Origin of the sequence: Nocardia carnea, assembly GCF_029868855.1 — a bacterium.
Taxonomy (GTDB): domain Bacteria; phylum Actinomycetota; class Actinomycetes; order Mycobacteriales; family Mycobacteriaceae; genus Nocardia; species Nocardia carnea_A.
On sequence record NZ_JARWOV010000171.1, the window covers coordinates 1 to 22,745 of the forward strand.

Below are 22,745 nucleotides of genomic sequence, written 5' to 3' on the forward strand. Positions count from 1 at the left end.
AGCGTTGGCAGCCGCGCACCCCAGCGAGTGACACGTCGCCCCGCCGAATGCTGAAGAAGAACTCTGAACCGTTTGCTTGACTTCCACCCGGCCGTGAACGGCCGAATTCCTCCTGAACCTCACGGTTCTCCGGGGGGGTCCCCCATCACACCCCCCCCGCCCGCGCGCCCGCGGGGGGGCGCCGCCGCGGCGAAGGCGTGGGAAACCAGGTTCCAAGGTGACCTGAGCAGCGATCAGCGGCCGAGCGACTCTTCCGCGTCCCGGACCGATGCCGGGAACAAGGCCGCCGATCCATCTCGATAGGCAGCCCCGTTGTGGATATGCAGAATCGCATCGGCCGCATCCACCGTCTCGCGCTCGAGCGGGAAATAGCCGTGGGCCGGTGTGTGGTCGAGGCGCGTGGTGGCGGCTGGGATCTCGGTGGGCGCTATCAGCTCCCGGGTGGTGACGCGGCCCTGCAGAAAACCCTCGTAGGTGCCGGCTGCGGGTTCGGGCATGCCGATGGTTTCGTCGCGGCCCAGACTGCCGATGACGACGGAGTACCGGGAGCCCAGCAGCGATCCGACGACGGCCCCGGCACTGTGCCATTCGAGGTCCATATCGCCCATACGCATCCGGCTCGTATTGCGCTGCAGGTGCAGGTTGTGGGCGAACACCAGGGTCGCGCCGCGGCCCGCCTCGATACGCCGGATGTCGAGGAGATTCTGGGCCATGAGCGCGTCCCGGGTGGCGCACATCCGGGTCCACCGGGCTTCCTGTCCGGTGGGTTGCGCCGCCTGCCGGTGGTACCGCAGCATCCCGATTCCGGCCGTCAGATAGGTCTCGGCCCGAACCCATTCGGCACGCGAGGTTTTCGCGACCAACTCCGGCGCGCGTACGTAGAGCTCGGTGAGCATATCGTCGGCCAGCACCCGGAGAACGCCGGCTTCGTTCGTCGCACCGGGTGATTCGGCCGAGTCCAGGACCGCCTCCGTGCGGTACCAGCGCTCGTCCGCTCCCGCCGGGCCCGCCACATCATGGTCGAGCCCCAGGTAGTCACGGGCGTGTTCGAGATATGTGCGGGGGCTCGGTGCGCTCATGGTCTCCATCGGCGCGTCGAAGCCGTAGAAAGCCAGACGTTCTTCGGCAGGCCGGTTCTCGTTGTATTCCCGCATCCAGGCGACCAGCTGCTCGTTGGCCGCGACCTCGCCGAAACCGTGCGAGAACCCCGCGCGCATGGCGCCCTCGAGTGTGCCCACTCCGTCCCGGACGTAATCGTCGACGACCAGCGCGGCTACTCGATCGGTTTCGAGTGCTATCGACCGGAAGCCGCGGCCGGCCGATTCGGCGAACAGCTCGTTGCGGGTCCAGGCGAAGGCCGGCTCCAGGTGGGTCGGTTCACCGAATCCCAGCAGGTCGGCTGAGTAGATGTCGGATATTTCCGTATCGAAGGTCATTTCTTCGATCGTATCTTTGAAAGATCGGTTGAGACTTCTCCAGCAGTTACCTGAACCCTGTGGAATACAGTCTCAAATCGTGAGCACACTGCGCCCGGCCGACCTGGCCCGTGAGCACGGACTCTCGACCCAGGCCGTCCGGAACTACGAACGCGACGGGTTCATCCCCGCCGCCGAACGCACCCCCAGCGGCTACCGCATCTATACCGAGGTGCACGCCGCGGCTCTGCGCGCCTATCTGGCTCTCGTCACCGCATACGGTCACGCCCTCGCCGGCCGGATCATGACCGGACTACACGACGGCGAACTCGACACCGCCCTGGATCTCATCGACCGCGGCCACCACCAGCTACTCCGTGACCGCGAAACCCTCGATGCCGTGCGGAAGGCGATCGGTCATCTGACCACCGGAACCGGCGCCACCACCGAGAGTGCTCCCGGCCCCACCACGCGCACTGTCGGGGAACTCGCCCACCACCTCCGAGTCACCCCCGCGACCCTGCGCAAATGGGAAACCGCCGGCATCCTCACCCCCGTCCGTGACCCGTCCACCGGATACCGGGTCTTCCACGCATCCGATATCCGCGATGCCGAACTGGCCCACCTACTCCGGCGCGGCGGCTACGGGCTCGCCCATATCGCCACCGTGGTGGAACAGATTCGTACGGCCGGCGGCACCGGCGCACTCGCCGCCGCGCTCGCGGGCTGGCAACACAAACTCACCGCACGTGGGGTCGCCATGCTGCAGGCAGCCGGACTGCTCGGACACTATCTGCGCTACACCGAATGCCCATGATCCGATTCAAACCTCGAGAACGACGGGCAGCCGGCGCAACCCGTGCAGGGCGCGCGACTGCAGGGGTGCAGCCTTTCCGGCGGCGCGCGCGTCCGGATACCTTTCGAAGAAACGCTGGACAGCGACAGCAGCTTCCGCACGGGCGAGCGCGGCACCGATACAGAAGTGGATTCCGGCACCGAAGGTGAGATGGCGGTGCGGTTCTCGGCGACGGGGGTCGAATACGTGTGGGTCGGTGAAGATTTCCGGATCCCGGTTCGCGGCCGCGAGGAGCAGCACGATCGGTGTTCCGGCGGTGATGGGTCGATCGGCGAGCCGGGTATCGGCCTTGGCGACCCGGACGACGTACTGGACCGGGGTGTCGTATCGCAGGGATTCTTCGATCACCTGTGTGTAATCACCGTCGGCCGGATGGAGGCCGGGCTGCCGCAGCAGCATGTGCAAGGCATTTCCGAGCAGATGTGTGGTGGTGCCGAAACCGCCGACCAGCAGCATGCTGCAGGTAGCGATGGCTTCGCGCAGGCTCAACTGTGCCGGGCACTGATGCGCCAGACCGGCGATGAGCCCGGCACTCTCCGGCGTCGCCTGCTCCAGACGATCCTTGAAATACGCCGTCATCTCGGTGACGAGCGCGCGGGACCGCTCCCGCTCCTGTGCTGTTCTCGCCCCGTCCAGCAACGAAGCCAGTACGTTGCCCCAGGCAGCGAAACGCGGGGCATCCGTGGGCGGCAGGCCGAGAATATGCGAGATCATCGCCATCGGAACGGCTTCGGCATAGTTCGCGATCAGGTCGGTGACCCCACCGCGCGGAAGTTCGTTCAGGCAGTGCTCGACACTCTTTTCGATCCGGGGCGTGAGGTCGGTGAGTTCGCGCCGGTGGAACGTCGGTGCGGCCAGGGACCGCAATTCGGTGTGCCGGGGTGGTTCCAGCTTCAGGAACGAGTCGTCGACCGGATGGACGAGCGTGACGTCGCCGGTCGCATTGCGCCGGCGGGCCGACGCGCCGATCGGCGCCGGGCCGAAGTCGCCGCTGGTGAGAACCTCGTGACACAGGCTGTGCGAGGCGGTGAACAGCAGGCCGCGGCGACTGGTGGCCAGCGGCCCCCGGGCACGGACCTTCTCGTATTCCCGGTGCCGGTCGGACCCGGGGCGAGCCCACAGGATCCGCGCGCCCGGGTCACCACGAAGGACATCGGAGAAGAGCCGTGCCTTTTCCAGAGACATTGCTGCCATGGCCGGTCTCGACCCGGCCCTATGCGCCGACTGCCGGTTCGGCGGGTACCTGCCGGGCAGGATGGTAGCTGGACCAGTAGTACTGGCGGTAGAAGTTCTCCGCCAAGGTCACCCAGGTGTCCAGCTGGTCGAGATCGCCCAGGAACCGATGCATGTTGACGAGCAACCAGCTCCACACCGCCTGGCTGTCCCGGCAGTTGTCGCAGTCTCCGGTGGTGGCGCAGTACTGGACGCTGTGATCGGTCCGGTATGCGTTGAACCGGCCGACGATCGGGTGCCCCTCGGTCAGCCGCTGGGCGTGCGCCGGATGATCGTTGCTGATACTGGGGCAGGTCTCGGCCCCGAAAGTACCCCAGTGGGTATTGCCGGTGACCAGCGTGCGGAAGTAATAGGGATGGCCCACAACGGTATCGGGGTAGGTTTCGCGCATCCGGGTCATTTCCTCGATCGCCCGTTCTTCGTTGCGCAGCCGGGCGGTGGGGTCGGTGCCGTTGTCGCTGTAATAGCCGAAGTTGATCTGGTTACCGTTCTCGGCGATGGCCTCGACGGTTCGTTCGAGGTACGGCATTCCGGCTTCGCTGAGCGTGTAGACCCAGGTGGCCCGCGGGTCGTCGGTATAGGTGCGCAGCGCCTTGTCGAACAACCCCGTGATCCGCCGGCCGTTGACTCCGTGGCCACGCAGCTCGTCGTCGACCGGTCCACCGCCCCACAGGGATACCGCGATGGCGAGATCTTCCAGCCCGTCGTAGGGAATCGGCCGCGTCCCGTTCGTCACTACCGTGACATTGCGGATCGTCTCCGCGAATACGCGTACTCGGTCCAGGACGAGAGCCGGTTCACCGCCGATGAGCAGTGTGCTGGTGATCCTCTTGTTGTCGCGCAGATCTTCGGCGAACGCGCGGATCGTGCCCAGATCACGAATCTCGATGCTCTGCTTGTCCATATCGTGTTCGAAGAACCAGCAGCCCTTGCACCGCAGGTTACAGGCGTCGGTAACCCAGACCTCCACGGTCCGGATACCTCGGGCTACTTCGTTCACGCGCATCAATCGTTCGGCCAGAGCCGGATCCTGTTGCGCGAGCTCGAATGCTCGGGTTAATATGCGTTCCTTGCTTGGCCTGACGTCCAGGAAAACGGGCTGAGCCACGACATCCTCCTCGGTGCGATGCGGCAAGTTCTGCGCGCTGCTAGATGTCACCGGCTGGCCGAACATGTCAAGAAACCGACAGTTGCTGCCGATGCGCTGCCGAATCAGCGGGATTCGGCGGTGGGTTGGTGAGAATGCGGATACGGAGCGGTCTACGGAACTGAAATCGTTAGCGCCACAAAGAATTCTAGAATAGCGCTGCTGACAGCGCGACCCCCCTGCCTCATCCTCGACACTTTTTACGATAGGTCCAAGGATTACAGGAGCAATTCCGGCGCAACCATACGCGTTGCGTAACTTCTACATGCCTATGTAGAGAGGTCGCATGGCAACACGCCGGCGAACAACCCGCGGTGCAGCCGCCTCCGGCCACACCGCAGCAACGTCATGGACCGAGCGGTGGAGACGGTGGGAACATCACCGGCATCGACGAGAGTGCGCGGTGGAAAGGCCCTGGCCGCCAATGCAGTTCCTCGGCGCGGCAGGCGAGCTGCACTTCGGGAAGCGCGTCTAGCAACTGATCGATCGCATTCTGGGCAACCAAATAGGCGATCGACCTGGCCGGGCACGTATGCGGACCCGAACCCCAGGCCAGATGCGCGTTGTTGTCGGTGTACTGACCCGCGTGGATCGCCGGATCATTGTTACAGGCCGACATACCGATGAGAACCGGCTGATCGGCGGGTAGCCAGACACCGTCGAGCATGATCGGCTGCCTCGGGTAGCTCAGGCAGTAGTTCGCCATCGGCGGGTCGGTGTACAGCAGTTCGTTGAGCGCGTCCCGGGTGGTCGGCGCCGCGCCGGGTGCCGATGTGCCGGTGAACCGCGGATCGGTGATCATGAGAAGCAGGGTGTTGACCGTCAGGTTGGTCAGCGGCTCGATCCCCGCCCCGTACAGCACAGCCAACTGGTGCACCATCTCCGAATCCTCGAGCCGTGCCGGGTGGGCCAGCAGGCGGGAAGTGACGTCCCGCCCGGGTTCGGCGCGCTTGAGTGCCACCAACTCCAGGAGCGCTTCGTTGATCCTGGCATCCGCTTCGGTGGCGGCGGCGCCGCCTTCGAACATGGCGGCCATCCCGGCGGCGATGTACTGCCCGAGATCCGGCGGACAACCCAGCATCGCGTTGAGCACCTGGAAGGTCAGCGGAAAGGCGTACTGGCCGATGAGTTCGGCTTTACCGTCCATGCAGAAATCGTTGATCAAAGGGGTGGCAACCGCTTCGACATTCTGATGCATGGAAAACAGGTCGACCCCGTCGAGAGCGGCCGTGATCGCCTGCCGGTACCGGGCATGCTCCCGTCCGGTACTGCGCATCACATTGGGTCGCCACGCCATCATGGGCATGAGCGGGTGGTCGGCGGGGACGTTCTTCTCCCACGAGCGAGCGTCGGCCGGAAAATGCTCGGGGTCGTTGAAGATCCGGATGGCCGTGTGGTACCCGATCACCAGGGTGGCCGGAATTCCGGGCGCCAGCTCCACCGGCGCCAGGGTCTTGTGCTGGTGGCGCATCTGCTCGAAGGTTCGATGCGGATCGGCGGCGTACTCCTCGGTGTACAGGGCCGTTCGAGGCGGAGTACCGGTCCGGCCGGGTGCGGAGTACGGGCAGCCGACGGTGCCGGTTTCGGGCGACGGTAGGGACTTGGCCAAGGCCTTCGAACTCCAATGAAAGCAACAACAACAGATCAGAAGTTGTCTCAGTTGCGACATCTCCTGCGTCGGAACAGTATTGGTGTAGGCCACTGACCGCAAGCGGGCGGGTAGTGCGATCTACCACTCGAAGGGCACGAAGACCCAGCGAGCCGAGTACGGATCCGGACGGCGGGTCCGGCGGTTCAAAATCCTCGGATACGGTCGGGAACCACCCGGATCGGCACCGAATACTCGGCGCGGAACTGCTCGGCCGTCATCGACAGGCCCGCCAGCCCGTCCCGGTATTTCTCGAGGTAGGCCGCGACCTCATCCGGGTCGGTGGCCAGCTCGAGCCGGGCGGAACCACCGAACACCACGATATCGCCGCCGGATTCGGCGCTGTTGAAATGCAGCGCCACCCGGGGGTTGCGGGCGATATTGCGGAGCTTCGGCCGGTCGGGCTGACTGAAGATCAGGAAGGAGCCTCCCTGCCAGTGGAACCAGATCGGGTTCGGCTGCGGGGTGCCGGTGGGACCGACGGTACTCAGCCAGACGATCTCCTCGCGCTCGAGGCGCGCAGCAACCCGTGCACCGAACTCCGTTGCGGGGTCGAACAATTCGTTGACCTGCGGTGTTTCCATGGGCCGACCTCCAGATCGTCGGGGACTTCGCCGGAACAACACCCTCACCCGCGGGCCGATTCCCCGCAAGAGCGACCACCGCGGCAAAACCGTAAGCATTCGATAACAGCTTATTTTATAGGACACTTTTCCGCCGAAATGAGCTCTTGTGGCACGCCGCCGTGCGAGACTTCTGCCGTTCGTCAACCCCCCTGAGAGAAGACATCATGAGAACACTCGCCCTGCTGGGCGCGACCACGCTCGCCTTCGCTGCGGCAGGCACCGTCGTCGCTGCCCGGCCCGCGGTCGCGCAACCCTCGCAATGCCACTCCTCCTACGATCCCTGCGTCCCCATCACCAGCGACGTCGACTGTGCGGGCGGCAGCGGCAACGGCCCGGCGTACACCGGCCGGGTCCGGGTGACCGGTCCGGACGAGTACGACCTGGACCGCGACGGCAACGGAATCGGCTGCGAGAACAGCTGAACCACGAGGAGCGCCCGCCGACGCCGTTCACCACCAGCCCAGCAGCGGACGCAACGCGCGGCCGAGCGGGCCTGCCAGGGAACGGGAGAAGCTGGCGCTCAGGTGGTGTTCGTCGTGATAGACGAGGATATTTCCCACGACGACCGGGCACAGGTCGTCCGTACAGACGGCGTCGCTGAGATCGATGGGGAAGACATTCGGAAAATACGACGCCGGTTCGAGGCCCGGATTCATCTCGTCCAGGGCATTGATACGATGCATCCCGCAACCTGCCGCGGTGCCGCCGAAGGCCAGGCAGTCGCCCGCCCGATACGGGACACCGCCGTCGCGGCGCAGCCAAGGAGTATCGCGGATCGTGATCACATTCAGGCCCTGATCGGCCATTGCCGCCCAGATGTCTGGATAACCGGGTGGGGTTTCGTCACCACTTTCCAGACGCGGATGGGTGCCGATGGTGAACACCCAGTCCGGCCGGTCGGTTCCCAGTCGATCGATGACGTCGCGGGACCAGTCGCGGCAGTCGGGAATGGCTTCGCCCTTGTAGGTGGCGTCTTCCGCGAGGGTCAGTGCGCAGCCCATCTTCAGGTAGGTCCGGATACGGAAGCTGTGTTGTTCGGCGAGGATCTGCAAGGCGGGCAACCAGTGCTCCACATGCGAACTCCCCGCCATGGCCAGCGTTCGCTCCGCGCCCGGGTCGCCGTACGTGCACGTCACGACATCGCGAGTGTCCCAATCGGCGATACAGCCGTCCAGCGTCGAGGGTGGCAGATCGGCCGAGACCTCCAGGGGACTCGGCCGTACCCGGGCATCCGGAACAGGCGCATCGGACGCGAGCGCTTCCGCACCGGGGTAACGGACGGGGTCGAGAGCGCCGGGCACGGTCGCCTGCCCCACGACGAGGACCTGCCAGGCGATTGTTACCGCGACCATCGCGATCGCGACCGCCGACACCGCCGTTCCGGCCACCCGCCGGTACCGCGGTGACCCGGCATCCGCAGCGGGTCCGGACCCGGTGCGCAGCCGGAGCGGCTGTTCGACCCAGCGATGTGTGCACCAGGCGAGCACCAGCGACAACCCGGCGATCGCGACGCCGCCGGCGAGCCCCGTCCGCGGCTGGTCGCGGTAGGCGAGGTAGAAGATCAGGATCGGCCAGTGCCACAGGTACAGGGGGTAGGCGATATCGCCGAGCCTGCGCGCCGGCGGGGCGGCCAGGACTCGGTTCGGCCACGGCCGGTCCTCCGGGGCGAGACCGGCGCCGGACAGGATGAGCGCCAGACAGGCGCCGACAGGCAGCAGGGCGGCCGGACCCGGGAAGCGGTTCGCGCCGTCGACGATCAGCCATCCGCATCCGACGACTCCGGCGAGCCCCGACCACGCCAGCACATGCCGTAACGGTCGCGCCGGTGACCGAGTCCACGCAGCGAGCACCAGCCCGGCTCCGGCCAGCAACTCCCATGCCCGGGCGAAGCTGTCGTAGTAGTTCCAGCCCTGATACGTGGCCGTACCGTATGCCGCGTACACGAACGATGCGACCGCGGCGACGGCGATGACGACCCCCAGTATCACCCGCACCCGCCCCTGATATCCGAGGTGCCGGCACAGTGCCCGGCGATCCCCGTGAACACCCTCGACGCGCTGCGAAAGACCGCCTCACCCCGGACAGGGGCCCCACCCGGGTGGCAGATCCCGGAGCAATCAGCGCACCGGCCACGATGGGACCAGACGGCGACCGTCCCGGATCGGTCGGGTTTGTCGGTGGGTGCACCCGTGCGGTAAACAGGTCGCGTCTCGTACACATGGGTAAGGGTTTTTTTCGTGGTCGACACGCTGGCGAGGACGGACGCAGCTACTCCGCAGGCCGTTCCACCCAGATCCCGCCCGTACAATCACACCGCCGATTTCGTGCGAGTCGCCCTGTTCACGCTGGTCGTCGCCTCGCATACGCATGGCACCACCCCCGATGTGGCCGGGGGGACCGGAGTGATGGCCACGGTCGGCCACACCACCCGGTACGGTTTCGTGGCCATCACCGTTTTCGTGCTGTTTCTGGGCTATTCCGATCGCACAGTGTCCCCGGTCGCATTCTGGCGACGCCGCTTCGGTCAGATCGTGCTGCCGTATCTGGCCTGGTCGGTGCTCTACACCGTGTTCCTGGTGTGGTGGGACGACGCCGCTCCGACGCCCGGGGCCGGCGAGCTGGCCCGGGATTCGGTGTCGAGCATCCTGACCGGGGACGGCTGGTACCACCTGTATTTCCTGCTGATCTCGATGCAGATCTATCTGCTGTTCCCCGCGCTGCAGTGGTTGATCGCGCGGACGGCCGGCCACCATCTGGAACTCCTGGCCGTCGCCGTCACGATCCAGCTGGCCATGTTCGTCCTCTTCGATTGGCCCGGCGGCCCCGCGGTCCTCGGCTGGGGGACCTACCACCACCTCTGGAAAACCCTCCCGATGTACGCGTTGTTCGCGGTGATGGGCGCGCTGCTCGCGGTGCATTTCGAACGGGTCGATGCCTGGATCCGCGCACATCTGCCCGTCGTCGTCACGGCCGCCGCCCTCGGCTGTGCGTACGGCATCATCGGCCACCTACGCGATGTGGACGCCGGTATCCACCCGGCCCGCAACTCGTCACCGTGGAATCCCCAGTTCCTGCCGCTGTTCGTCGGCGCACTGGTCCTGCTGTACCTGGTGGGCATGCTCTGGAACGACCATCGAGGCGCCGGTACGGGAGTGGTCGGGCGGGTCGTCGGTTACGGCGCGCTGCGCGCGTTCGGCGTCTTCGCGGTGCATCCGATGATGATCGATATCGTGTATCGGGTGCTGCCGGTGGACTGGCTGCTCGCCCCGGTCCCGCACCTGCGCTCCACCGTCCTCACCGTCATCGTCCTGGCCGCCAGCCTCGCCGTGGTGGAGATCGCACTGCGAACACCGTTGAGCAGTGTTCTCGTCGCCCGGCCACGGCAGCCACTGTGGCGGCGGAAGACCGTGCCCCACGCAAGCCGGGACCGCGCCCACCTCGGGGCGGGGTAGCCGCCCTGGTCGTCTACTGCGGTTCGGAAGTCACGGCTGTTGTCGCCGTCGCCGCGTCGACCGCGACAGGGCGCGGGCGCCCCGGTCCCCGGGTTCGTGCTCGCGGTACGGGGCCGGCGCCCGGCCCCTGGGGTCGGAACCGGCGAAGCAGCAGCACTGTCCCGTCACTGTCGCCGTACCGCCGGCCAGGCGGTGTCCTCGGAGTAGGTTCGGCAACCGCAGGATTCGGCCGTGTCCAGCCCGACCGCCGGCCGTGCGGATTCCGCCGTTTCCGTCGGTTCGGCCGCTTCGCCCAGCAGCCGGTCCAATGCGGTGCGGGTGATGGCGCCGATCGGCTGCCGTACCGAGGTGAGGGTGATCTGCCCGAATCCTCCCGCGGTATCGGCGTCGAATCCGACGACCCGGATATCACCGGGTATCCGTAATCCGGCGTCGGTGACAGCGCGTATCGCGGCCGCGGACTGGCCACCCGTACCGATGACCATTCCACCGGGCGGCCGCACGCTGTCCCGCAGGAATGCGCGCACTGCGGTGTAGGCGCCTTCCGCCGTCAGGTCGGTGCGGACCACCCGGTGTTGCGCACCGGCGACCTCGGTGAATCCCGCGTATCGCTGTGCGACGGTTTCCCGGTCGCCGTGGCGGACATCGTCATGGGTGAATCCGCCCACGAAGACGAGGTTCTCGCACGCATGCGCGGTGGTGAGGTGGCGGGCCGCGAGCCGGCCGGCGGCGCGGTGGTCGGCGCCGACGATCGGCGAGTCGATCGCACCCCGGCTGTTGTGCACCCAGACCACGGGGATACGCGCCCGCTCACAGATCAGCGCCGTCCCCGGGGCGTCCGCCGCGCCGACGACCAGCAGACCGTCGATTCCGACGTCGATGAACGCGGCGGCGAATTCCCGTTCCCGCTCGGGATCGAATCCGGTGTTTCCGATCATTGTGAGGTGATCCCGTGCCCGCGCCTCGATTTCGACGCTGCCGGCGAATGCTCCGAACAACGGCATCGTCATATCGGGAACGAGCAGGCCGATCTGCCGCCAGCGGCGTGGCCGGCGCAGGGCCTGTGCGTTGCGGTCGGGCCGGTAGTTCAGTGCGTCGGCCGCGGCGACGACCTTGGCGCGGAGCCGGTCCGAGACCGGGCGCGGCCCGTTGTTCATGACATAGCTGACAACGGCCGTCGAGGTGCCGGCGCGGCGGGCGACGTCGGCGAGGGTGGGGCGTTTGACACTCACGATCGATCCAGTCTGGTCGTCGGGGACTCCGGTGCCGGAGGGTTTGATTCGGCCCGATTCTTACACTGTGCACGCTGCCGCGGCCTCCCTACGCTAATCGATTAGACCCGTTACGAGCAGGACCCACGGGTGTAACGAGCGAAGGGTGAACTAGACGCATGGCATACACACGACCGACTGGCGTCACCTGGTGCGACCCCGAGAACGCCTACGACAGTTACGTTCTCTTCACCGGTGCCGACGCGGTCACCCGGCTCATCGATCTCAACGGGACCGTGGTGCACGAATGGCCGTTCGCGGGTGTGCCGCCGCGCCTCATCGATCCCGCGCTCAACGGCGGGCGGCTCGGGGATGTCGGGGTCCAGCTGTCGGACAGTGGTGACGCGCGCGGCGGGATCTACGCCAACGGGACGGTGGGCCAGCTCAGCTGGTCCGGTGAACGCGTCTGGGAATGGGGGCATCAGGCTCCCGGCGGAGCGGCACGGCAGAACCACGACTGGGAGCTGCTGCCGAACGGACACCGGCTACTGCTGGTCACCGTACCGCGGGTCGTACCGGGCCTCACCGACGCGACCGTAGGCGATCAGGGCCTGCTCGAAGTGGACGAGCACGGTGCGATCGTCTGGCAGTGGCTGGGCGGCGATCACCTCGAAGAGCTGGGGTTCTCCGCGGCCGGCTGGGCCGCGCTGCGGGAGACGGCGGCACGCGATCCGGAGGACCCGTGGGGATATCTGGAGATGAACAGCGCGAAATCCCTCGGCCCCAACCGCTGGTACGACCGGGACCCGGGCACTGTTTTCCATCCCGACAATGTTCTCGTCAGTTTCCGCAAGGCCAATATCGTCGCACTGATCGACAAGACATCGGGTGCCGTCGTCTGGAAACTCGGCCCCTACTTCGAGGCGCTCGCGGGCGCTCAGCATCAGCGGATCAATGTGCACAAGGTGCCGCGGCCGCTGGATCAGATCTCCGGCCAGCACAATCCGCATATGATCGCCGAGGGCCTGCCCGGCGCGGGCAATATCCTCGTCTTCGACAACCAGGGCGGTGCGGGATACCCGCCGGCGGCACTCGGGATCTACGCCGGGTCACGGATCCTGGAGATCGACCCCGCCACCGAGCAGATCGTCTGGCAGTACACCGCCGAGGATTCCGGCCGGCCGTCCTGGACGTTCTTCAGTTCCTTCGTCAGCAACGCGCAGCGGCTACCCAACGGCAACACGCTGATCACCGAGGGCATGCAGGGACGGCTCTTCCAGGTGACCGCGGCCGGAGACGTGGTATGGGAGTACCACAGCCCCTACGAGGGCTACGGCGTCGCGGGTGAGCCCGAGGTCCGCGAACCCCGGGTGCCGGGAGTGGACCGGCTCACGCTGACACCGCTGGTCTACCGGGCCCAGTCGGTGCCCTTCGATTGGGTTCCGGCGGATACGCCGCGCGCTGCGGCGCGCCCTGTCGGCATATCGCCGAATCCGTAAACAATTGTCCCGCAAATATTCCCAGGAAGGTTCGCCGACGTGACCACCAGCGTACGAGCCACGACCGCCGGGATCGCACCCTCGTCCGGCGCTCCGCCGGACCCCGGCCCGAAGAGCACCGTACGCACGGTCCGGCGGTGGATCGCGCGCTTGCGGGCACTCGGCTGGACCGTGGCCGGGCTCGCGCTGGCCGCGATCGTCTGGAGCCTGGTCGTGGCGAGTGGCCAGTTTCCGCGTGAGCTGTTTCCCAGCGTGCCGGAGATCGTATGGGCCGGATACGACATGGCGGCCGAAGGCCTGCTCGCCGACGATATCGTCGCGAGCCTGCGGCGTGCCGTCGCGGGATTCGGCTGCGGTGCGGTCGCCGGGATCGCCGCCGCCGTGGTCACCGCGAATACCGCGGCGGGACGGAAGCTGCTGCAGCCGGTCCTGCGCCTGTTGTCGCCGATCCCGACCATCGGCCTGGTACCTCTGGCCATCCTGTGGTTCGGGCTGGGCGAGAGCAGCAAGACGCTCGTCATCGCCCTCGGTGTGTTCGTCCCGGTGTGGATCAACAGCCATGCGGGACTGGCGAGTACACCGGCGGATTATCTGCGCGCCGCCCGCTGCCTCGGTGCCGGCCGGTGGCAGACCCTCACCCGGATCGTCGTGCCGGAAGCGGCCCCCGATATCGTCTCCGGCCTCCGGGTGGGCGCGGCCATGGCCTTCGTGCTCATCGTCGTCGCCGAGATGACCGGTACCACAGCAGGTCTCGGGTACCGGATCTATCAGGCACAGCTGTTCTCCCAGGCCGACAGGCTCATCTGCTGCCTGATCGTGCTGGGAATCATCGGCGCCCTGTGCGACATCGTGATCGCGTCGAGCACGGCACCGGTCACCCGCTGGGCGCGCAAGGAGCAATGACATGCCACTCGAAATCAACGACCTCGTCGTCCGGTTCCCCGGACAACCGCGGCCGACGCTGGACCGGATCGATCTCACGATTCCGGACGGCTCCTTCTCCGTCCTCGTCGGCGCCTCGGGCAGCGGCAAGTCGACGCTGTTGCACTGCCTGGCCGGGCTCATCACCCCCACCGCGGGCACAATCACCGATAACGGTGAACCGGTTGTCGCACCGGACCCCCGCCGCGGGATGGCCTTTCAGCGCGATGTGCTGTTCCCGTGGATGAGCGTGGCGGACAATATCGAATTCGCTCTTCGGGCCCGTGGTGTGCCGGCACGGCTACGGCGCACCCGCGTACCAGAGCTGCTCGAGGTCGTCGAACTCGCCGCGGAGGTGGGGCGGCGGCGCCCCGCCGAACTCTCCGGCGGAATGCGGCAGCGGGTGAGTATCGCGCGTGTGCTCGCGGGCGAGCCCACCGTGATGCTGATGGACGAGCCGTTCGCCGCACTCGATGCGCTGACCCGTCTGAAGATGCAGGACCTGCTCATCGATCTGTGGACCCGGCTGCACCGCACGGTCGTCTTCGTCACCCACGATATCGACGAGGCGATCCGGCTCGCCGATACGGTCAGTGTCCTGCGCGACGGCCGCATCGCCGACCGGATCACCAACCCACTCGGCCGCCCGCGGCCCGCCGACGCACTCGCGGACCGGCCCGGTTACAGCGAGATCCGGAAATCCCTGCACCACGAACTCGGTATCGACCATCCAGTGCCCGCGCACCACCTCTGAAGCAGAAAGTCGCATCATCGTGAAGAAACGTCTCCGGCGGCTGCTGTCCGCCTCGCTCGCGGCTGCCGCACTCACCCTGTCCGTCGTCGCCTGCGGTGACACCGGCAGCGATTCCGGCACCCTGACTGTCGGTTTCGTCGTCGACCCGTCCTGGGCGCAGATCCCGGTCGCCGACCAGGGCGGTTATTTCGACAAGCACGGTGTCGAGGTCGAGGTGGTGAATTTCCCCTCCGGAATCGAGGCACTCCAGGCAGTCGCCGCGGGGCAGGTCGATATCGCGACGGCCGCCGATGTGCCCACCTCCGCCGTACTCACCCGTTCCCCGTCACTGCGCGTCGTGGGCGACGGCTCCCGCTGGGAAGGCTCACGGATCGTTGCCCGCCGCAGCGCGGGAATCGACAGTATCGACGATCTCGCCGGAAAGTCGATAGGCACACCCATCGGGACGAGTGCGGCGTATTTCGCCGTCGACGCGCTGTCGGAGCACGCGATACAGGCGAACCTCGTGCAGGTCGCGCCGTCGGCGACGGTCACCGCGGCCACCCAGCGCAATGTCGACGCGGTATCGATCTTCCAGCCCTACCAGGCGCAGGTGATCCAGGCCCTGGGCGCGGACGCGGTCGAACTCGCCGGCGGCGGCTACAGCCAGCACAGCCTGTACCTGGCCACTCAGTCCGCGATCGATACGAAAGGCCCCGCGCTCACGGCATTCTTCGCCGCGCTCGGCGACGCCGGAAACGACCTGACGAAGCTGTCCGATCCGGCGGTGGCGGCCGTCGCCGCGGCTACGCAACTCGACCCGCAACTCCTGCGCACGGTCCTGCCGCAATTCGATTTCACCATGCAGCTGCCACCGGATCTCGCCGCGAAACTGACCGAACTCGCCGAATGGGCCAAAACACAGGGATCTCTCCAGGATTCGACTGCGCTGCCCGACTATGCCGCCTTGCTCGACAACCACTTCCTGGCGGCGGCCGGCTAGCGGACCTCGTGGTCCGGCCGGGTACGCGGTCCGCCGAGACGGCCGGCGTGCGGCCGTGACGCCTTCCCGCCCGCCGGTGCGGGTTCGCCGGTGATCCGCCGACCGCGGCGCCGAGTGTCGGCCCGGCCGAACCCGCGGGACCCCTTATCTTCGGTTGGATGAGTACCGCTGAGCTGCCCCGGCTCCGGTCGGCGTCCGGCCGCTGGATCGTGCTCGCCACGGTTCTCGGTTCGTCGGTGGCCTCCCTCGATGCGACGGTCGTCAATATCGCCCTGCCCCGCATCGGCGAGGCGCTGGACACCGATGTCGCCGGGCTCCAGTGGACGCTGAACGGCTACACGCTGACACTGGCCTCGTTCATCCTGCTCGGCGGTTCGTTCGGCGACCGCTTCGGCCGGCGCAAGGTGTTCGTGGCCGGCGCTGTGGGTTTCGCTCTGGCGTCGGTGCTGTGCGGCGCGGCGGTGACCATCGAAATGCTGGTGGCCGCCCGGGTGCTGCAGGGTGTGGCCGGTGCGATGCTCACGCCGGGCAGTCTCGCCCTGATCTCCGCGTCCATCGACGATCGCGACCGAGGCGCGGCAATCGGGCTGTGGTCCGGATTCGGCGGGGTGGCGGGGGCACTCGGCCCCTTTCTCGGTGGCTGGCTGATCGATGCGGCGGGGTGGCGGTCGATCTTTCTCATCAATGTGCCGCTGGTGCTGGTGGTGGTCCTGGTCTCGCTGCGGCACGTACCGGAGAGCCGCGACCCTAACGCCGCGACCCGACTCGATCTACCCGGCGCGCTGGTGATCGCGGTCGCGCTCGGCGCGCTGACCTTCGGGCTGATCGATTCAGATCCGCTGCTGGTGGTTGCGGGCCTTCTGCTGCTGGCGGCTTTCGCCGTCATCGAGGTACGCAGCGACCACCCGCTGGTTCCGCCTTCCTTGTTCGCCTCGCGGGTCTTCACCGCGGCCAACCTGGTGACACTCGCGGTCTACGCCGCGCTCGGTGGGGTGTTCTTCCTGCTGGTACTCCAGCTGCAACTGGTGGCGGGATACTCACCGCTGCTGTCGGGCGCCGCGACCGTTCCGGTGACCCTGTTGATGCTGCTGCTCTCGGCGCCGGCCGGACGGTGGGCCCAGCGGCACGGCCCGCGCCTGCCGCTGACGTTCGGGCCGCTCATCGCGGCAGCCGGGCTGATGTTGCTGCTGCGGATCGGCCCCGACGCGGCCTACGTGGTGGATGTGCTGCCCGGGGTGCTCGTATTCGGCCTCGGGCTCGCTGTGCTGGTCGCGCCGCTGACCGGGGCCGTGCTCGGCGCCGTGGCGACGACCGAGGCGGGTATCGCCTCCGGTGTGAACAATGCCGTCGCCCGGACGGCGCAACTGCTCGCGGTGGCGGCGTTGCCCGGGCTGGCCGGTATCTCCGGTTCGCTGGACGATCCCGCGGCCTTCGATGCGGGTTTCGCGGTCGCCATGGGGATCTGTGCCGGGTTGCTGCTCACCGGGGCACTACTCGCGGCGGTGCTGCTGCGCGCACCCCGGCGCGCACCCTCGCTGGACTCCGTCGATTGCCTGCCGCAGTGCGCGATCAGCGGACCCGCGCTCGCCCCGGAAAAAACCCCGGACTGAGCCGGGCGAACCCACGTGGTGCCGGTTTCAGGTCCGGCACCACGTGGTCGGCCGCAGGAGCTCAGGCCACGGCGCCACTGGTTTTCAACTCGATGATCCGGTCCCAGTCCCAGCCGAGTTCCAGCAGGACCTCTTCGGTCTGGGCGGCGAATTCCGGACCGGGCCGCAATTCCGGTGCGGTGACATCGAACTGCACCGGACTCGAGACCAGTTCCAGCTCGCCGGCGGGAAGGATGTATTCGTTGGAGCGGATCTGATGGTCGTCGGTTACCTGACGCGAATCCTGGACCGGCGCCCACGGACCTTTGAGGGTCGCGAATTTCTTCGTCCACTCGGCGAGGGTCCGCTGCGCGATCGCTTCGCGCAGGATCTCAACACCGGCATCGGTGTTCGCCGCGATCGAGGCCGCGTCGGCGAACCGGGGATCTTCGGCCATATCGGGGCGGTCGATATGGTGGCAGACGTCGGCCCAGAACTTGCCGGGCTGCAGCATGACGAACGACAGATAGCGGTCGTCGGCAGTTTTGTACAGACCCGACAGCGGATTCGACATCGCGCCGTGTGTTCCCGGCGGCGGGGCGATCATCGGCTCACCTTGATAGGCCGACAGCGCCACGGTGTGGCCGAGCGACCACAGACCGCTGCCCAGCAGCGAGACGTCCACGATCGACGGTTCGCCGGTGCGTTCCCGTTTCAGCAGCGCCGCCGCGATACCGCCCGCCAGGTTGGTGCCGGAGATGGTGTCGCCGAAAGCGGGGCCCGGCGGCGAGATCATCCCGTCGGTACCTTCCGGGGTGATGGTGGCGGCCACGCCGCCCCGGCACCAGAAGGCAGTCATGTCGTAGCCGCCGCGGTCGGACTCCACACCGCGCGGACCGAGAGCGCTCCCGCGGGCGTACACGATCTTCGGGTTCACGGCCCGGATATCGTCGACGTCGATCCCGAATTTGGTACGCGCCGAGGGCAGGAAACTGGTGAGGAACACGTCCGCGCGCTTCGCCAGTTCGTAGATGACCTCGCGACCGCCCTCCACCGACATATCGATGCCGATACTGCGTTTGCCACGGTTGGCATGCTCGATATTCGGATTCGGGTCACCCTCGACCTTGAACTTGCCGATCTGCCGCAGCCCGCGCTGCGGGTCGCCGGTGACCGCGTGCTCGACCTTGATCACGTTCGCACCCCAGTCGGCGAGCACCGCGCCCGCCGACGGTACGAAGCCGTACATGGCGACTTCGAGGACCGTAATCCCCTCCAGCGGCTTGCTCACGCGGTCACCACCTCGGCAATGGTCTTGCGCTCCATGAACTCCTCCATACCGACGACGCCCATTTCGCGTCCGACACCGGACTGTTTGTAGCCGCCGAACGGCGCGTCGGGGTGGAAGTAGTTGCCGCCGTTGATACTGAAGGTTCCGGTACGGATCCGCCGCGCCACCGAGCGGGCACGTTCGGCATCGGCACCGAATACGCCGCCGGACAGGCCGTAGATCGAGTTGTTGGCGATCGCCACGGCATGGTCGATATCGTCGTACGGAATCAGCGCCAGCACCGGGCCGAACACTTCTTCCTGCGCGATCTCGCTGTCGGGGTCCACGTTCGCCAGCAGGGTCGGCTTGTAGAAGTAGCCCGGGTCGACCTTCTCGCCGCCGGCCACCAGGGTGGCACCGGCCGCGACCGCGCGTTCCACCAGGCCGTGCACCTTGTCGCGCTGACGTTCACTGATCAGCGGGCCCATATAGTTCTTCGGGTCGGCGGGATCGCCGTAGGTGATGTTCGCGAGGTTCGCGGCGACCAGTTCGGCGACCTTGTCGTGGTCGGCGCGCGGTACCAGCAGCCGGGTGGTGATGGCACAGCCCTGACCGGCGTGCGAGCAGATACTGAACGCGGCGAACATGGCGCCCAGGTTGTAGTCGGCGTCGTCGAGCAGGATGGCCGCGGATTTACCGCCGAGCTCGAGGAACACCTTCTTGAGGGTGGCGCTGGCGGCGGCCATGATCTTGCGACCGACCGGGGTGGAGCCGGTGAACGATACGACATCCACATCGGGATGCGTGGTCATCCGTTCGCCGACGGCCACTTCGGAACCGGCGAGGATATTCACCACGCCGGCCGGGATATCGGTGTGCCGGGCGATGAGTTCACCCAGGGCCAGGGTGATGAGCGGGGTATCGGGCGCGCCCTTCAGCACGACGGTGCAGCCCGCGGCCAGCGCCGGCGCGAGTTTCGCGAACGCCAGCTGGTAGGGATAGTTGTAGGCGGCGATGGCCGCGACGACACCGGCACCTTCCTTTTCGACCCAGCGCTGATGCTGGGCACCGCGGATCTCGACCGGGCCGAGGTCTTCGGTCCAGGTGTAGTCCTTCAGCAGTCCCGCGTAGTATTTGACGATCTCGAACGGCGTTTCGAGCTGATTGCCCTTGGTGAGGATGTAGCTCGCGCCGACCTCGGCGATCATCAGCGCGCGCAACTCCTCCACATTGTCCTGCAGCGCCTGATAGAGCTGTTCCAGGCAGCGCGCGCGGAATTCGTGATTCGTCGACCAGTCGGTGGTGTCGAACGCGCGGCGGGCGGCGGCGACAGCGGCGTCGACCTCGGCCACACCGGCTTCGGGCGCGTGGCCGACCACTTCACCGTTCGCGGGATTGAGCGAGGCCAGGGTGCGCCCGGTCTCGATCAGCTGCCCGTCGATGAGCAGCCGTTGGGTGGCAGTCACCGCTTCTTCCTGCGTTGACATCCCGCCTCCTCGAAGTTTGTGGAAATAGCATTCTCGTTTCAGGAGAATAGTACATTTGGCTACGGGGTCGCGCGGCCGATTGGATGAGCTGGAACTATCCGGCCCACAACGAACCGGCGGCCTGATTCCACGGATCGAACGGATCTTGCGCAGCCGATATTTACGAGAGTACGGTTCTCGTATTCGGAATGCATGTTCTTGCGCCGGTGGGCGCGAGAGAGGAGAGGCAAGCGTGAAAACCGCAGTTGTCACCGGCGGCGCCTCGGGCATCGGACTGGCCATCGCGCAGCGGCTCCGCAGCGACGGGTTCGGTGTGGCGGCCCTGGACCGCAACGCCTCCGCCGACGACGATTCCGCCTACCGGGCCGACGTCACCGACCCCGACAGCCTGGCCGAAGCACTCGGCACCATCCGCGAGAAACTGGGACCGGTCACCGTCCTGGTGAACGCCGCCGGCGTGGACGGATTCAAACGCTTCCAGAACATCGATTTCGACGAATGGCAGCGCGTTATCGAGGTCAACCTGCACGGCGTCTTCCATACGATCCAAGCGGTCCTGCCGGATATGCTCGAAGCCGGCTGGGGACGGATCGTGAACATCTCCTCCTCCAGCGCGCATTCTGGGCAACCGTTCATGTCGCACTATGTCTCGTCGAAAGCCGCGGTCAACGGCCTCACCAAATCGCTGGCGCTGGAGCTCGGCCCGGCCGGGATCACCGTCAACGCGGTGCCGCCGGGATTCATCGATACCCCGATGCTGCGCCGCTCCGAAGAGCGCCGGTTGCTCGGCGGAACCGTCGAGGACCATATTCAGCGCACCCCCGTGCGGCGCGTCGGTAAACCCGAGGATATCGCCGCCACCTGCGCTTTCCTGATCTCCGAAGAGGCCGGTTACATCACCGGCCAGATCATCGGCGTCAACGGCGGACGCAACACCTGAGCAGCCCCTCAGCATCCGCCGACCGCACTCGAAGGGAAGTGACAACCGTGAAAGTCCATGTCGATCAGGAACGCTGCCAGGGGCATACCCTCTGCTCGATGATCGCGCCGAAAGCGTTCGAACTCAGCGAAATCGACGGCCACTCGTCGCCGGTGGACGAGAATGTGGCCCACGACCAAGAGGATCAGGTGCGCGAAGCGGTGCACTCCTGCCCCGAGCGCGCCATCTCGCTCACCGAGTAGACCGAGCAGTACGAGGGGGCACCCGATGTCCGCCACCGAATCCACCGACCGTCGCCGTCCCCATTTCCCTTTCGACCGCTACGAACCCGGCTACCGGGAGTCGTTCCAGGCGATCACCGAACATATGCACCGGCACTGCCCGATCGCCTGGACCGACAACCACGACGGTTACTGGGTGGCGGCGGGCAACCGGGAAGTCTTCGAGCTCGCCCGCTGTCCCTATGTCTCCAACGACCGCGATATCGAGGGCGTACGGCGCGGATATCAGGGCATCACCATCCCGTCGACGAATCAGTCCGCCATCCGCAACGGCATTCTGGAGATGGACGATCCCGAGCATCGCGAATTACGTTCGGTGCTCAATCCGTACCTCTCCCCCGCCGCCGTACAACGGTGGATTCCGTTCGTAGACGAACTCGTGCGGGCTGCGATCGACGAGAAGATAGCCACCGGGCGTATCGATTTCGTCGACGACCTGGCCAATATCGTGCCCGCGGTGCTGACCCTGGCGATGCTGGGCATCCCGCTGCGCAACTGGGCGGTCTACAGCGAGCCCGCGCACGCCACGGTCTACACCCCGCCGGACTCCCCGGAGTACGAGCGGGTACACCGGCTGCACCAGGAAATGGGCCTGGATATGTACACCAATCTGGTCGAGATCCGGGAGCACCCGCGGCCCGGCCTCGTCCACGCGCTGGCCACCGAGGCGACACTCGGCGGCGAACCGCTCTCCGATATCGAGATCCTGGGCATGCTCGGGCTCCTTATCGGTGGCGGTTTCGACACCACCACCGCGCTCACCGCGCATTCACTGGAATGGTTGTCCGAACATCCCGCCGAACGTGAAACGCTGAGCCGGGAGCGCGACGAACTGCTGGATTCGGCGACCGAGGAATTCCTGCGCTACTTCACCCCCGCGCCCGGGGACGGCCGAACCCTCAACACCGATATCGAGCTGGCCGGCGCCCGGTTCGCCGAAGGGGAAAGGCTGTGGCTGTCCTGGGCGATGGCCAACCGCGACCCGGCGGTGTTCGAACAGCCCGATACCGTCGTGCTGGACCGGAAGGGTAACCGGCATTTCAGTTTCGGCCTCGGCATCCACCGTTGTATCGGGTCCAACGTGGCCCGCGCGGTGTACAAGCGGATGCTGCTGGCGGTGCTGGACCGGATACCCGATTTCCGCTGTATCCCGGAGGAAACGGTGCACTACGAGACGATCGCGGTCATTCAGGGCATGCGCCACCTTCCGGCCACGTTCACGCCGGGTGAGCCGCTGGGTCCGGGCCTGGCGGAAACGCTGGAGAAGTTGCAGACGGTCTGCGATGAACAACGACTCGCCGAACCCGTCACCGTCCGGAAGGACGCCGCGCAGATCTAGCACCCAGGGCACGACAACGGATTCTCCGTGACCCCGGGGGGGGGGGGCCGCGGCCCCCCCCCCGGGGCGGGCACACAAAACGGGAGAACCCGCCG

The 22,745-nt window shown here is 66.8% G+C and carries 20 protein-coding genes; 11 read left to right on the forward strand and 9 right to left on the reverse strand.

Going from position 1 to position 22,745, the window contains the following annotated elements; all coding sequences use genetic code 11:
• Window positions 1-233: 233 nt before the first annotated feature.
• Entirely contained in the window at window positions 234-1,436 is a 1,203-nt protein-coding gene (locus tag QH195_RS15175) for an erythromycin esterase family protein (protein WP_280435839.1), read from the reverse strand.
• Window positions 1,437-1,515: 79 nt separating this feature from the next.
• Between QH195_RS15175 and QH195_RS15180 the strand changes: the two genes are divergently transcribed.
• Window positions 1,516-2,232, forward strand: a complete 717-nt coding sequence (locus tag QH195_RS15180; RefSeq protein ID WP_280435840.1) for a MerR family DNA-binding transcriptional regulator — start codon at window positions 1,516-1,518, stop codon at window positions 2,230-2,232.
• 6 nt (window positions 2,233-2,238) lie between these two features.
• Here the strand turns inward: QH195_RS15180 and QH195_RS15185 are convergent, their stop codons facing one another.
• The 4 genes from QH195_RS15185 to QH195_RS15200 all read right to left on the reverse strand — a co-directional run bounded on the left by QH195_RS15185 (window position 2,239) and on the right by QH195_RS15200 (window position 6,883).
• A complete protein-coding gene (locus QH195_RS15185; RefSeq protein ID WP_280435841.1) occupies window positions 2,239-3,465 on the reverse strand; it encodes a cytochrome P450 in 1,227 nt (408 codons plus the stop codon).
• Between the two features lie 19 nt (window positions 3,466-3,484).
• Complete coding sequence (locus tag QH195_RS15190; protein ID WP_280420081.1) at window positions 3,485-4,612, reverse strand: radical SAM protein; 1,128 nt, start codon at window positions 4,610-4,612, stop codon at window positions 3,485-3,487.
• Window positions 4,613-4,997: 385 nt separating this feature from the next.
• Window positions 4,998-6,260: a cytochrome P450 gene (locus QH195_RS15195; RefSeq protein ID WP_432278513.1), complete on the reverse strand. Its 1,263-nt coding sequence runs from the start codon at window positions 6,258-6,260 to the stop codon at window positions 4,998-5,000.
• A gap of 185 nt (window positions 6,261-6,445) precedes the next feature.
• Window positions 6,446-6,883 carry a TIGR03667 family PPOX class F420-dependent oxidoreductase gene (locus QH195_RS15200; protein WP_280435842.1) on the reverse strand — a complete coding sequence of 146 codons (438 nt, stop codon included), beginning with the start codon at window positions 6,881-6,883 and terminating at the stop codon, window positions 6,446-6,448.
• Window positions 6,884-7,089: 206 nt separating this feature from the next.
• On the opposite strand from QH195_RS15200, the gene QH195_RS15205 reads away from it, so the two are divergent.
• Window positions 7,090-7,347 (forward strand): hypothetical protein, encoded by a 258-nt coding sequence (locus QH195_RS15205; protein ID WP_280420083.1) that lies wholly within the window; start codon window positions 7,090-7,092, stop codon window positions 7,345-7,347.
• Window positions 7,348-7,374: 27 nt separating this feature from the next.
• On the opposite strand, the gene QH195_RS15210 is transcribed toward QH195_RS15205, so the two are convergent.
• Window positions 7,375-8,919, reverse strand: a complete 1,545-nt coding sequence (locus tag QH195_RS15210; protein WP_280435843.1) for an acyltransferase family protein — start codon at window positions 8,917-8,919, stop codon at window positions 7,375-7,377.
• A gap of 330 nt (window positions 8,920-9,249) precedes the next feature.
• Between QH195_RS15210 and QH195_RS15215 the strand changes: the two genes are divergently transcribed.
• Complete coding sequence (locus QH195_RS15215) at window positions 9,250-10,377, forward strand: acyltransferase (protein WP_348536892.1); 1,128 nt, start codon at window positions 9,250-9,252, stop codon at window positions 10,375-10,377.
• A 164-nt stretch (window positions 10,378-10,541) separates the two neighbouring features.
• Here the strand turns inward: QH195_RS15215 and QH195_RS15220 are convergent, their stop codons facing one another.
• The gene (locus QH195_RS15220) at window positions 10,542-11,609 is read right to left on the reverse strand and encodes a LacI family DNA-binding transcriptional regulator (protein WP_280435845.1); all 1,068 of its coding nucleotides are present in this window, start codon (window positions 11,607-11,609) and stop codon (window positions 10,542-10,544) included.
• Window positions 11,610-11,767: 158 nt separating this feature from the next.
• Here QH195_RS15220 and QH195_RS15225 point away from each other — a divergent pair, with 158 nt between their 5' ends.
• From QH195_RS15225 to QH195_RS15245, 5 genes are all read left to right on the forward strand, one after another.
• Complete coding sequence (locus QH195_RS15225; RefSeq protein WP_280435846.1) at window positions 11,768-13,087, forward strand: aryl-sulfate sulfotransferase; 1,320 nt, start codon at window positions 11,768-11,770, stop codon at window positions 13,085-13,087.
• A 39-nt stretch (window positions 13,088-13,126) separates the two neighbouring features.
• Entirely contained in the window at window positions 13,127-13,990 is an 864-nt protein-coding gene (locus tag QH195_RS15230; RefSeq protein ID WP_280435847.1) for an ABC transporter permease, read from the forward strand.
• 1 nt (window position 13,991) lies between these two features.
• Window positions 13,992-14,762, forward strand: coding sequence for an ABC transporter ATP-binding protein (locus tag QH195_RS15235; RefSeq protein WP_280435848.1), 771 nt, complete (start codon window positions 13,992-13,994; stop codon window positions 14,760-14,762).
• 19 nt (window positions 14,763-14,781) lie between these two features.
• Window positions 14,782-15,744, forward strand: coding sequence for an ABC transporter substrate-binding protein (locus tag QH195_RS15240; RefSeq protein ID WP_280435849.1), 963 nt, complete (start codon window positions 14,782-14,784; stop codon window positions 15,742-15,744).
• A 158-nt stretch (window positions 15,745-15,902) separates the two neighbouring features.
• A complete protein-coding gene (locus QH195_RS15245) occupies window positions 15,903-17,354 on the forward strand; it encodes an MFS transporter (protein WP_280435850.1) in 1,452 nt (483 codons plus the stop codon).
• A 61-nt stretch (window positions 17,355-17,415) separates the two neighbouring features.
• Here QH195_RS15245 and QH195_RS15250 read toward each other — a convergent pair whose 3' ends face one another.
• Window positions 17,416-18,624, reverse strand: coding sequence for a CaiB/BaiF CoA transferase family protein (locus QH195_RS15250; RefSeq protein WP_280435851.1), 1,209 nt, complete (start codon window positions 18,622-18,624; stop codon window positions 17,416-17,418).
• A complete protein-coding gene (locus QH195_RS15255; protein WP_280420093.1) occupies window positions 18,621-20,090 on the reverse strand; it encodes an aldehyde dehydrogenase family protein in 1,470 nt (489 codons plus the stop codon). Before QH195_RS15255 ends, QH195_RS15250 begins: the two co-directional genes overlap by 4 nt.
• A 232-nt stretch (window positions 20,091-20,322) precedes the next feature.
• Between QH195_RS15255 and QH195_RS15260 the strand changes: the two genes are divergently transcribed.
• From QH195_RS15260 to QH195_RS15270, 3 genes are read left to right on the forward strand one after another with little or no spacing between them, the layout of a single operon-like run.
• Entirely contained in the window at window positions 20,323-21,030 is a 708-nt protein-coding gene (locus QH195_RS15260; RefSeq protein ID WP_280420094.1) for an SDR family NAD(P)-dependent oxidoreductase, read from the forward strand.
• Window positions 21,031-21,077: 47 nt separating this feature from the next.
• The gene (locus QH195_RS15265) at window positions 21,078-21,272 is read left to right on the forward strand and encodes a ferredoxin (protein WP_030521009.1); all 195 of its coding nucleotides are present in this window, start codon (window positions 21,078-21,080) and stop codon (window positions 21,270-21,272) included.
• 25 nt (window positions 21,273-21,297) lie between these two features.
• Window positions 21,298-22,650, forward strand: coding sequence for a cytochrome P450 (locus tag QH195_RS15270; RefSeq protein WP_280420095.1), 1,353 nt, complete (start codon window positions 21,298-21,300; stop codon window positions 22,648-22,650).
• Window positions 22,651-22,745 lie beyond the last annotated feature (95 nt).